This is a genomic window from Acinetobacter tandoii DSM 14970 = CIP 107469, assembly GCF_000400735.1.
GTDB lineage: Bacteria > Pseudomonadota > Gammaproteobacteria > Pseudomonadales > Moraxellaceae > Acinetobacter > Acinetobacter tandoii.
This window is the reverse complement of record NZ_KE007371.1, coordinates 269,142-281,537: the sequence shown is the minus strand read 5'-3', so window position 1 is coordinate 281,537 and position 12,396 is coordinate 269,142. Positions and strand designations below refer to the sequence as shown.

8 protein-coding genes and 1 pseudogene are annotated in these 12,396 nt (G+C 40.6%); 4 read left to right on the top strand and 5 right to left on the bottom strand.

Annotated elements, in window-relative coordinates:
• The first annotated feature begins 63 nt into the window (after positions 1-63).
• Positions 64-747: an ion channel gene (locus I593_RS17020; protein WP_016168808.1), complete on the top strand. Its 684-nt coding sequence runs from the start codon at positions 64-66 to the stop codon at positions 745-747.
• Between the two features lie 168 nt (positions 748-915).
• Entirely contained in the window at positions 916-2,889 is a 1,974-nt protein-coding gene (locus I593_RS17015) for a BCCT family transporter (RefSeq protein ID WP_016168807.1), read from the top strand.
• Between the two features lie 51 nt (positions 2,890-2,940).
• Here the strand turns inward: I593_RS17015 and omp33-36 are convergent, their stop codons facing one another.
• Positions 2,941-3,843, bottom strand: a complete 903-nt coding sequence (gene omp33-36 / locus I593_RS17010) for a porin Omp33-36 (protein ID WP_016168806.1) — start codon at positions 3,841-3,843, stop codon at positions 2,941-2,943.
• A gap of 1,066 nt (positions 3,844-4,909) precedes the next feature.
• Here omp33-36 and blaOXA point away from each other — a divergent pair.
• Both blaOXA and I593_RS17000 read left to right on the top strand, forming a co-directional pair.
• Positions 4,910-5,749, top strand: a pseudogene (blaOXA, locus tag I593_RS17005) (OXA-1036 family carbapenem-hydrolyzing class D beta-lactamase).
• Positions 5,750-5,951: 202 nt separating this feature from the next.
• The gene (locus I593_RS17000) at positions 5,952-7,655 is read left to right on the top strand and encodes a GGDEF domain-containing protein (RefSeq protein ID WP_016168804.1); all 1,704 of its coding nucleotides are present in this window, start codon (positions 5,952-5,954) and stop codon (positions 7,653-7,655) included.
• A 34-nt stretch (positions 7,656-7,689) separates the two neighbouring features.
• Here the strand turns inward: I593_RS17000 and I593_RS16995 are convergent, their stop codons facing one another.
• The 4 genes from I593_RS16995 to uvrA all read right to left on the bottom strand — a co-directional run bounded on the left by I593_RS16995 (position 7,690) and on the right by uvrA (position 12,296).
• Entirely contained in the window at positions 7,690-8,484 is a 795-nt protein-coding gene (locus I593_RS16995; protein ID WP_026440929.1) for a toxin-antitoxin system YwqK family antitoxin, read from the bottom strand.
• Positions 8,485-8,622: 138 nt separating this feature from the next.
• Entirely contained in the window at positions 8,623-8,820 is a 198-nt protein-coding gene (locus tag I593_RS16990) for a hypothetical protein (protein WP_016168802.1), read from the bottom strand.
• A gap of 10 nt (positions 8,821-8,830) precedes the next feature.
• Positions 8,831-9,343, bottom strand: coding sequence for a hypothetical protein (locus tag I593_RS16985; RefSeq protein ID WP_016168801.1), 513 nt, complete (start codon positions 9,341-9,343; stop codon positions 8,831-8,833).
• Between the two features lie 121 nt (positions 9,344-9,464).
• Complete coding sequence (gene uvrA, locus I593_RS16980; RefSeq protein WP_016168800.1) at positions 9,465-12,296, bottom strand: excinuclease ABC subunit UvrA; 2,832 nt, start codon at positions 12,294-12,296, stop codon at positions 9,465-9,467.
• Positions 12,297-12,396 lie beyond the last annotated feature (100 nt).

Genomic DNA, 12,396 nt, shown 5'->3' with positions numbered 1-12,396 from the left:
TCTCAAAAATAAGTACAAACAAATGTTTGAAGTGTTCCCATCAATTGAATAAGGCAGGCAGATATGCAAGTGATGATCGACTTCTGGAAAGGATTTCGTTTATTGCCATCGGCATGGTTATTGTTGGTTCAATTCTGTATGTTATGGCTGTCGATCATGGGACACCGTGGGTTGTCATATCGGGCATTTATGTGGTGTCTGGGGGTATTGGCTTTACTAATTATTGCCAAAGTAATTCGACAAACGCCCGTTTATACTTTTCTGGGCTTAAGCTTTGTTGGAGGGGCTTTTATTTTTTCTCTTCTGATTTTATTGGGCTTTGACACCATCACGATACAGGTAATTGCACACAGTTTTGAAAGTTTGGCTTATTTTTTGGCAGCCTATGGTTTGGTACGCTATATGTTTGCAGACCGTTATTTGACCAAAGATGAAATGTTTGCAGCAGGCGCTGTATTTACCTTGATGGCTTGGGGGTTTGCATTTTTATATAACATTTGCCAACTTCTGATTCCCCATAGTTTTCAAAGTCCAACGTCGGGTCTACAATCTTGGTTGAACCTATTATTTTTAAGTTTTAGTTTACAGTCGGCGACAGGACTGTCCGATATTATGCCCATGACGCCCGCCGCACGTATTTTAGCAATGCTGCAAATGTTTTGTGGTGTCATGTATTTAGCCTTAATTGTCTCCAGACTAATTGCACTACAATATATTCGGCATGATCCGCGACACAATAATGAATAATGCAACGCGATAAATCGTTACAGGAATTGAACTGCTTTGCCTCACCGTATTTATTATCATTAATAAGAATCGTTAAAATTTAACATATTCATTTCTTAATAAGATCCGCGAAATTAACCGAATTGGTTTCATCTTTTTTACATCTATAAAAATCTTCTGGGGGAAATTATGCCTTCCATCAAGACGTCTCCATTTGCCAATGTCAAACGGAATGTATTTTTAAGTACTGTTGCGATTATCGCGCTATTTTTGGCGCTCATTTTATTCGATCCAAGCGGTTTTGAACGCTTAACCAAGCATTTAAATCAATGGATTATTGATTCTTTTAGCTGGTTTTATGTTTTAGCCGTTGCTTTTTTTCTTATTTTATTGATTTTCATTGCCATATCGGACATGGGTAAAATTAAACTGGGGCCTGAGCATAGCAGCCCCGAATATAGTAAAGGCTCTTGGTTTGCCATGCTGTTTACCGCTGGTATGGGGATTGGGCTGATGTTTTTTGGCGTGGCTGAACCCGTCATGCATTATGTCAGCCCACCGACTGGGGAAGGGGAAACGTTAGCCTCGGCACAGCAAGCGATGCGGATTACTTTTTTCCATTGGGGTTTGCATGCATGGGCTATTTATGCGCTGGTGGGATTATCATTGGCTTATTTTTCCTTTCGGCATAATTTGCCGCTAAAAGTCCGTTCAGCATTGTATCCACTGGTTGGCAAAAAAATATATGGTCCTGTAGGGGACGCGGTTGATACTTTTGCCACTTTGGGCACGATTTTTGGGGTAGCCACTACACTCGGTTTTGGCGTCACGCAAATTAATTCTGGCTTAAATTACTTATTCGGTATTCAGCAAAGTGTGGCTATTCAAGTGGGGCTGATTGTCTTTGTCAGCTTTTTAGCATCCTTATCGGTCGGTTTTGGGCTAGATAAAGGGATTAAGCGACTGTCTGAGTTGAATTTGATTCTCGCTTTAGTTTTGCTTTTATTCGTTTTTTTCGCCAGTTCCTCAATTTATATCCTACAAACCACGATTCAAAATGCTGGGCAATATGTATCTAACCTGTTTAGCATGACGTTTAATTTATATGCCTATCAACCCAATGGCTGGATTGGCGGGTGGACGATTATGTACTGGGCATGGTGGATTTCATGGTCGCCATTTGTCGGAATGTTTATTGCCCGAGTCTCTCGTGGGCGCAGTATCCGAGAGTTCATTGTTGGTGTGTTGTTTATTCCGACAGGTTTTACTCTAATCTGGATGGGTTTTATGGGGAATGCGGCGCTGTTCAGTATTCTTCATGATGGGCAAACCTCCTTAATTGCAGCAGTACAGCGTGATTCATCTGTAGCATTGTTTGAGTTTTTGACCCATCTTCCTTTTGTCCAAATTTCGAGTCTGATTGCCACGGTATTGGTGGTGCTGTTCTTTGTCACTTCCGCTGACTCGGGCTCTCTCGTGATTGATTATTTAACTGCAGAAAGTGAGAATTCACCTTTATGGCAGCGATTATTTTGGACGATTCTAATTGCATTGCTCTCGATTATTCTCTTGATGGCGGGTGGCCTAGCGGCATTGCAATCGGCCACAATTATGAGTGCTTTGCCATTTACTTTGATTATGCTATTGATGAGTTGGGGCTTAATCAAAGCGCTCAGTTTAGATTTGACTAAAATGCAAGCACTGCAAGAAGCAAGGATTACTCCACGAGCCATTCAAAATCCACGCAGTTGGCAACAGCGTTTAGGGCTGATTATGCATTACCCGCATACCCAACAAGAAGTTGAGCAGTTTATACAACAAGATGTGCAACATGCTTTTCTACAAGTACAAAAGGAATTTCAGCGCCGTCAACTTGAAGTGACCATTCGACCCGTCGAACAGGGATTGCAACTGCGTGTTGATCATCACAATGAAATCAATTTTATTTATCAGGTGGTTTCACGTGAAACTCATCCGCCGAGTTTCATGGCAGATGCGCGAGAGCAAGACCAGCCGTTTTATCAAGCCGAAGTTTTCTTGCGGGAAGGTGGTCAAAATTATGATGTGATGGACTGGACCTTGGAAGATTTACTGCAAGATATTATTGATCAGTATGAACGTCATTTACATTTCTTGAGTTTGGTGCGTAGCCCGAACGCATAAGCATAAAAAAGGACGCATGCAGCGTCCTTTTTTAATTCAGGGTCTAATCAATTAGAAACGGAATTTAGCATTTAAGCCAACAGTTTGTGTATCACCAGCATATGAAACCGCTTGGCCTTTATCTGCTTGGTAGTTAGCATTTACGTAACTCGCACCTACAGCAACTGCTGGAGTGATGAAGTAGTTTACGTTTGCACCCCAAGCTGAGTCAGGTGTACCTTCGTAACTAGATTCAGCATAAGAAGCGCCAACACTTAATTTAGGATTTAAATAAAGGTCAGTTTTTAATTGGTATGCAGTTGAATCACCGTAAACAAGGCCAGATTCAAAACCGATTGACATGTTTGTACCGTCAATGTTGCCTACGTATTTAGTACGTGCAGTGATTGCATCTTGGTCTTCATCAATCGTTGCAGTTTCACCTACGGCATTAACCACACCTTTGCTCATTACATTAAATGCATCTAAAGCAAATTGATCAGCAGCGCTAGTATAACCTACAGCAACCAAGAAGTTTGGAGTAGCTAAAGCACCAACTTCCAATGCATAACGGTCACCGTTGTCTTCAAGAGCGGCAGTTTGGTTATTTTTCGCATCTAAAATTGTATGACTGTAAGACGCGCTTGCATATACAGGTACAAATTTAGTTGGTACATAAGCTTCAGCTTTAGCACCATAGTTGTGAGCAGTAACATCAAAACCGTTCGAACCTAATTCAGCATAGTTGTATGCCAAAGAAACATTAGACGCTTGGTTTAAGAAAGCTGCTTCAGCTAAAGGACCTTTAGAAGAATCTACATCTTTAAAGTAGTAAGTACCTTGCACACCACCAGTAAAGTCTTTGTCATTTACAGTAGTATCGATGTACTCAGACTGACCTTGTACTTCGAATTGGTATGCTTGAGCACCGGTCATGGCTAATAATAAAGCAGTGGCTAAACCGAGTTTTTTCATGAGTGTTACCAGTTTGTTAGAATGGATTAAACAAGTGGCATTGTATTGTAACAATTTATTTAGTCAATTAAGTGTATGTTACAGAGTGCAGTGGGTTTTCACCTAAAAAAAAGATGTACAGAAATTAGACAAATGGAAAAAAATGTGTCAACCTTTAAAAAAAGACAAGGATAACAATTAAATAAGTGCATTCTTTTCTAAATTTTTGGCACAATAACAGTGCGAAATAAGATGGCTTTTTGATTGTAAAAAAGAATTAATTTGTTAAAAATAATTGACAAAAACAATGATAAATTTCATTAAATTGAAGCAAAATTTTGTAATTCATTCCAAATTTTTGTTCAAAATTTCATTAAATATTGCGAAAAATGTAACAATTGGCTTTTTTATAAGCTATTTTTACTTATTAGTGTGACTTAATTCTCGAAATTTGTATTAAATGTGTCTTTATATAAAACAAAGTAATTTAATCGGCTTTACTTCTGAACAAAAGAGGGACATAATAATTGAGTAATCAGATCATGTTTCATGTAAATAGTGTGATACTTGCCTGATTCTCCACAAAAAGTTTTTAGTTTATCGCCCAACTTTCCCCAAGGTTGGGCTTTTTTTTGCTTTTAAAAACATGATTTATAACTTGAAAATATCAACATTCAGAGAAGAATTAATGTATTGCATAGGCCACAGATGAGGAGGATTAAGAGTCATCAACTGATCTAATTACATTTTTTCAGGGGTGTAGGGTGAGTATAAATATAACAAATCAAGCCAGTATTTGCATTATTTATGCACCAATATAGTGCAATTATTCTTTAGATTTACGTGAATTTAATGTTGAGATTTAATTGCATAAGCAAAAAAAATCCCAGTTTAAATAAATAAACTGGGATTTTTTTTGCCAAAAAACAGGGAAATTTAAAAATATCTGCTGAGGATGAAATTAAAAACGCCCTAATTTTGTGCATTATGCACCATAATGGATCAAAAGTAAACAAATTCAAAGGAATTTATTCCGTTTGGTCAAAATCTGGCTATGATAGGTCTAAAAATAAGAGGACAAATCAGGATGTGGATGTTAAAAACGATATCTTGTTCAGTTTTAAGCTGGATGTTGTTAAGTGCATGCAGTCAGCAAACTCTGAAAGATCAAATGCAACAGCCATTGATGATGCAACAACCACGGTTAGCAGAGTTGAATCATATGTTTCAAGCAGTGGATAGCGCCGTGGTCTTTGTGACTTATGATGGGGAAAAATTACAGCGTTTTGGCAATGATTTGCATCGTGCCGAAACTGCCTATATACCAGCTTCAACTTTTAAAATACTAAATGCTTTAATTGGTTTGCAGCAGCATAAAACCACGACCACTGAAGTATTTGTATGGGATGGAAAAGCACGTGCATTGAAAAGTTGGGAACGGGATATGACTTTGGCAGAGGCGATGCAAGTCTCGGCAGTTCCCGTCTATCAAACCTTAGCGCGACGAATTGGTCTACCACTGATGCAAAAAGAGCTTCATCGTGTCGATTATGGAAATGCTCAGATTGGGACACAGGTTGATCGGTTTTGGTTAGATGGACCCTTAAAAATCACACCACAACAAGAAGCTGAATTTGCTTACAGACTTGCGACTCAGACTTTACCTTTTGATATACATGTGCAACAAGAGGTAAAGGAAATGCTTTATGTGGAGCGACGCGGTGTTGCTAAATTGTATGCTAAGTCAGGATGGGGAGCCGATGTAAAACCTCAGGTGGGTTAGTATGTGGGATGGGTGGAACAGCCCAATGGCAAAATTTTGGCCTTTGCTTTAAATATGCAGATACAGAATGAGCAGCAATTGGCAATGCGTAAACAGCTCACCCTAGATGCTTTAGATAAACTTGGTATCTTTCCTTATTTATAAAAATAAAAGACATACAATAGACGAGGTAATGAGATGAAAGCAGCCTAAGTTTGTTTACGAGTGCTTAATTGTTTATGTTAAATTTAAATACCTCAACACGAAGTCAAACTAACAAATTAAAATATCATTTGCAGAGTTGCATCTTTTATAAAGGTTGTGGTTTAACTATAAAGACGCAACGTAGAGAAATTTAATCATATTCATGGCAAGATTACGTGCAGAAAATATAAGTCAGCGATTATTGGGTGCAATGTTGGTCATTGTACTTTCGTTACTGTTTATTTCCGTACCCCTTATTTTTAAAAGCCACCAAAATTACCAGCATGCACAGCTTTCCTTAACAGAGATTCAGAGTCTCCGTGCAGTTGCCGAATTATCCAATAAAATTTCACGTGAACGTGCACCCAGCAACAAAGTCATGTCGAGTACCCCTGAAGATTATGCACAAAACCTACAAGAATTAGTTGAATATCGTCGAGGTGTGGATCAGCATATTCAGAGTACTATTTTACGTCTGAAAGAAACGGGATTTAGTACTGAAGCGATTGAAATTGTGACGCAATTACAACCACAGTTACAACAAGGGCGTGAGGCGGTAGATTCGTATGCGGCTTTGCCCCGTTCACAACGCAATATGGAACAATTGGATGCCGCCATTTTACAGATGTTCTCGGCATGGGATGCAAGTCATAATGTATTGAAAAATATGGTAATTCACTCACAAAACCTTGATGAGCATACCTCGAATTATTATACCTTGATTTTAATTTTAGCGGATTTACGTGATCAAGCGGGGCGTGTGGCTTCGAATGTGATTGCCCCAGTAACGTTTAAACAGAAAATGCCAGATACCAATTTGGCACGTTCTTTACAAACCCAGCATCAGGCACATTATTTATGGGATTTGGTGAATACCGTCTTGCCTGAACAAGATAAAACTGCTGAATTCATGCAATTACATGACAAAGTCAGAACGGACTTTCTTGAACAGGGGATTAGTACGGTACAACATTTGATACAAGACAGCCTTTCGAGTCGACCTTATGGACTGTCGGGGACCGAGTTAACCAAGAAAATCGTCGATAAATTCAGTTCTGTTGTGAATTTGCAAACCTATATTTTAGATTATAGTTTGCAAGTGGCAGAACGAGAGAAATTACAGGCGCAACGTCAATTTTTTCTGACCCTTTTTGTGACCACTGTTTCCTTGTTTGCTGCTTTATTCACCATGATCTACGCGCGTCGTAGGGTTTTTGAACCGTTAATTCAAGCGCGAGAAACGATTTTAAATTTGTCCCAAGGCTCAAAGCTTGAGATAGCTGAAACATTACAGCATGGTTCAGGGGTAGACTCACTGTTTACCGCAATACGTAAATTAGAAAGTATGTTGCAACAACGAGATGCTTTAGAGTTTCAATTAAAAAATATTGCCAATTCTGATGCTTTAACTGGCGTAGCGAATCGTTTGGCTTTAGAGAGTTATATTCGGCACTTAGAAAATCAGCCAAAAAAACTCGAAAAGCTGGGTTTGATAGTGATTGACATTGATGATTTTAAACAAGTGAATGATCAGTATGGGCATATGATTGGCGACAAAGTGATTCAGATGGTGGCCAATATTTTAAAAGCCCATGTGCGTAGCACGGATTTAATTGTGCGTTATGGTGGCGATGAATTTTTGGTCTTGCTTGAGCAAATGAACGATGTTGAAGCGCTGAGCATAGCCGATCAGATTCGTCGTGATGTAGATAAGACAAATATGCAGGTGGGTCTAGCCCCCGATTTACATGTCTCTGTCAGTGCGGGCTATGCCATTGGCGGCGCCAGTTGGTTAGAGTTATTTCATAAAGCCGATCAGTCTTTATTTAAAGCGAAGGCGAAAGGGAAAAATGCGGTACAAGGTTAGACTTATCACCGCATCAATAAGTGTTTATTTAGAATTATTCTTCATCTTGATAGCTGCTAAGACAACTATTGCGAGCACGAGGTTTGCCAGCTTCGTTCCAACATTGGGCTTGGACAATACTGCCTGCATCATAGGTTAAAACAGCTTCAGGTGTGCCATCTTCATACCAAATTTCATAACGGTTTTGTCTGAGACCATTACGGTATTCTCCGCGACGTTCCAATTTGCCGTTGTGAAACCATTGCTTGAGTTCACCACGCATCACGCCATTTTCAAAACGGACATAGGTCCACGGTTTACCGTCGGCATACCAACGCTGTTTCATTCCATTTTGTAGCTCATCTTTATATTTCATGGACAGTGCTAATTGTCCATTCGGGTGCCAAATACGATACTCCCCATCTGGAATGCCGTAGTTCATCGTTGACTCTTGTTCTTTTAAACCGTTGGCATGCCAAAAAATGAGTTTGCCATGATAACTGCCATCTTCATATTCAATGTGGCTGCGTATTTTGCCATTCGGATAATAACTTTCGAATGTCCCTGACCCTTGCACCTGATCTGGAAAATGCACCAGATGTTCGCATTCGCTGGCTTTGTTCGAAGGCTTTTGTGTAGTGATAAATCCAGAGGTTAAGGGGCTTTGGTCGGAGTAGAAATATTGCACTAGCCATGATTTTGAAGAACCGCCTGCTTGAATACTGGGTGTGCATTTGGGATGGTCTTGCCATGGATCATCACTGCCATCCGATTCTGAAGTGAAAACAACCATATTTTCATTGATATAGCCATCGGCGAAGGTGTGTAGGGACACAAGTCCCAAAGACATGCTGAGAAGAAATGCTTTCATGATTTTGATAATGTAATTGAGTTATTGAAAAGTCATAGGGCTTCTGTTTTGATAAAAGCCGAGTCGGATTTTACGTGATTTGAATTTAAATTGAGAAATAGAATTTAGATTTTGGTGTTAAGTGATTTGAATATCCGTTTGATTCTTTACCACGTCCTCATATTCAAATAGCAGTTTTGATTTTAGTTTCGTAGGAGTTGCCTCACTTTTGACTGGACAAAAGTGACAAAACCCTTGTGTTTGACTGATGCTCAGTCCTTTGAGTACATTCAAACGGGCGACATCCATGTCGCCTGTCATGTGATTGGGTTTCATCTAAATTAAGTCATTGGGAGAGTGCTTTATTTAGACTTTGATATAAGTCTTTTCTTGCTTCTAATATTTTTATTTTATATTCAGCCGTGTTTTGTGTGTCTACAGAGCCATTTCTAAATAATGTATATGAATTAAATTGTCCTAATAATTCACCATAGATTCTTAACTTTTCTTGTTGTTCAGTGAATCCGTGAAGTAATAACAAACCTTCATTTTTGCTTAGCAGGTTAAAGTCATTAAAAAGAGATTTTCGTAATGGATCGAGTCTTTCAAAGATTTTGTTTTGATCAATAGGTATTTGCTTCACTTCAAATTCAAAAATAGCCCAAATCTTTAAGATCAAATGATTAATTTCTTCAACATCTTTAGAAATATTTGTCAGTATAGTTCGATGATATAAAAGATTCTCTTTGGTAACGGAAGCTGAAATGTTTGCTTTTTGGTTAAAATGCGCTATGACACCAGTGATCAGTGCCCCTAAACCAATTTTTATTGTTGTATCTATTATTTCTAGGTAATTCATCTATATAAAATAAAGAACGGTGAATGAGTCACTGTTTTAGCATAATTATCTTACGGAAAAAATCCTCCCTAACCCTCCTTTGGGAAAGGAGGGAATTAAAAAGAGGGGGAGGGTTTTACAATCACTTCAACAACGGTTTTAAGAACCTTGCTGTATGTGAAATTTTATTTTTCACCACTTCTTCGGGTGTACCTTCGGCAATAATCTGACCGCCACCCGCACCACCTTCAGGACCTAAGTCAATAATCCAGTCTGCGGTTTTAATCACATCCAAATTATGCTCAATCACCACAATGGTGTTCCCTTTGTTACGTAGCTCATGCAGGATGTCGAGCAACTTGGCAATGTCATGGAAATGCAGACCTGTAGTCGGTTCATCCAGTACATATAAGGTTTTACCTGTATCGCGTTTTGCCAACTCACGTGCCAGTTTTACCCGTTGAGCTTCACCGCCAGACAGTGTAGTTGCTGACTGTCCTAAACGGATATAACCCAAACCTACTTGGTTCAGAGTTTCTAAACGACGGTGAATGACTGGAATGGCATCGAAGAAATGCATCGCATCTTCAACGGTCATGTCCAATACATCGGAAATGTTTTTGCCTTTGTAGCCGACTTCCAAAGTTTCACGGTTATAGCGTTTACCGTGACAGTTATCACAGGGCACATACATATCTGGCAAGAAGTGCATGGCGACTTTAATCATACCGTCGCCTTCGCAGGCTTCACAGCGTCCGCCTTTCACGTTAAAGGAGAAACGACCTGCCGCATAACCGCGAGCTTTGGCTTCTGGCGTTTGCGCAAACAACTCACGAATTGGGGTAAATAAACCTGTATAGGTGGCAGGGTTGGAACGTGGGGTTCGTCCAATCGGGCTTTGGTCAATATCTACGACTTTATCGAGGAATTGTAGGCCATCAATCGAGTCGAACTTCTCCGCAGTGAGGGTGGTTGCACCATTGAGTTGGGTGGCAGCCAATGGCAATAAGGTACGGTTAATCAGCGTTGATTTACCTGAACCCGACACGCCTGTGACGCAGGTCATCACACCCAGTGGAATGGTGAGGTCAACATCTTTTAGGTTGTGTCCCGCTGCACCCATGAGTTTAATCTGTTCATCAGGACGTGGCGGTTGCGTACGCTGTTTAGGCACAGCAATTTTGAGTTTTCCAGACAGATATTGCCCTGTGAGTGAATCTTCATGACGTGCCAATTCATCTGCTGTGCCTTCGGCAATAATCGCACCACCATGCACGCCCGCACCTGGACCAATATCAATAATATGATCGGCTGCACGAATCGCATCTTCATCATGTTCGACCACCAACACGGTATTGCCGAGGTCACGCAAGCGCACTAAGGTTTCCAGTAGACGGTCATTGTCACGTTGATGCAGACCAATCGATGGCTCATCCAACACGTACATTACGCCCATCAAGCCTGCACCAATTTGCGAAGCTAGACGAATACGCTGTGCTTCACCGCCCGACAGGGTTTCTGCCGAACGCGACAGACTAAGATAATTCAATCCGACAGAAACGAGGAAGTGTAGACGCTCACGAATTTCTTTAAAAATCTTGTCGGCAATTTCGCCTTTAGCACCAGTTAAATTCAGAGTTTGGTAATAGGCTTCCGCATCGCCAATCGACATTTTGGTGATTTCAGCAATGGTTTTATCTTTGACACGCACATTGCGGGAAATTTCGTTTAAACGTGAACCACCACAGGCATCACAAGCCGCATTGGATAAATACTGTGCCAAATCATCGCGCACATAGTTACTCTCGGTTTCACGGTAACGACGCTCAAGGTGCGGTAAAATCCCTTCAAAAGGTTGTACCCGATTGTGCTTGCGTCCACGTTCGTCGATATAACTCAAATCGACCTTTTCTTTGCCTGTTCCGTATAAAAACTTTTTCTGGGTGTCTTTATCCAGCTCGTTCCACGGGGTATCGAGTGACAATTCAAAATGGTCGGCAACTTTTTGAATCATGCTGTAGTAATAGGGGCGTTGTCTGTCCCAACCACGAATGGCACCCTGACTAATCGACAGTTCTGAATTTGGAATGAGTTTATCGGCACTGAAATGGCTACGCGTACCTAAACCATCACAGACAGGACAGGCACCAAAGGGATTGTTAAAGGAAAATAAGCGTGGTTCCAGTTCTGCTACAGCACGGTCACATTCAGGGCAAGAGTGCTTGGCTGAAAAAACACGGTCAGGATGTTCGCCTTTCATCCATGACAATACTGCAATATCACCACCTAAACGTAAGGCAGTTTCAAAACTTTCCGCAATACGGTTGCCGAGGTCATCACGGACTTTAAAACGGTCAACCACCACTTCAATGGTGTGCTTTTTCTTTTTGTCCAGTTCAGGGGGTGAATCAATATCGATGATTTCACCATCTACACGCGCACGAACAAAACCTTGGCTTTGCAGTTGTTCAAACAGGTTGCTGTATTCACCTTTGCGTTCACGTACCACAGGTGCAAGTAGCATCAGGGCTGTGCCTTCTTCAAGGGCTTTGACTGCATCGACCATTTCCGAAATGGTTTGTGCCACCATTGGTAGGTCATGTTCAGGGCAAAAAGGCGTACCGACACGTGCATAAAGTAGACGTAGATAGTCGTAAATTTCAGTAATGGTGCCTACTGTCGAGCGAGGGTTGTGGCTAGTAGATTTTTGCTCAATGGCAATCGCTGGGCTTAAACCTTCAATCGAATCGACCTCAGGTTTTTCCATTTGCGATAAAAACTGACGCGCATAGGCAGATAGTGATTCTACATAGCGACGCTGACCTTCGGCATATAAGGTATCGAAAGCGAGAGAAGATTTACCTGAACCTGAGAGTCCCGTAATCACCACAAACTTGTCGCGGGGAATATCGAGGCTCACATTTTTTAAATTGTGGGTACGTGCACCTCGAATACGGATATGACTTTGGCTCATGAAAACATCTCAATTATTGTGCAAATAGAAACTTATATGATAGCGCTTTAAAATTGTTCAAGTCAGTGATCTGAATTTTTAAACGACAAATCATGACGGA

Coding starts and splice junctions, on each gene's coding strand:
- I593_RS17020 (WP_016168808.1), top strand. CDS start 64: ATGCAAGTGATGATCGACTTCTGGAAAGGATTTCGTTTATTGCCATCG.
- I593_RS17015 (WP_016168807.1), top strand. CDS start 916: ATGCCTTCCATCAAGACGTCTCCATTTGCCAATGTCAAACGGAATGTA.
- omp33-36 (WP_016168806.1), bottom strand. CDS start 3,843: ATGAAAAAACTCGGTTTAGCCACTGCTTTATTATTAGCCATGACCGGT.
- I593_RS17000 (WP_016168804.1), top strand. CDS start 5,952: ATGGCAAGATTACGTGCAGAAAATATAAGTCAGCGATTATTGGGTGCA.
- I593_RS16995 (WP_026440929.1), bottom strand. CDS start 8,484: ATGTCTTTGGGACTTGTGTCCCTACACACCTTCGCCGATGGCTATATC.
- I593_RS16990 (WP_016168802.1), bottom strand. CDS start 8,820: ATGAAACCCAATCACATGACAGGCGACATGGATGTCGCCCGTTTGAAT.
- I593_RS16985 (WP_016168801.1), bottom strand. CDS start 9,343: ATGAATTACCTAGAAATAATAGATACAACAATAAAAATTGGTTTAGGG.
- uvrA (WP_016168800.1), bottom strand. CDS start 12,296: ATGAGCCAAAGTCATATCCGTATTCGAGGTGCACGTACCCACAATTTA.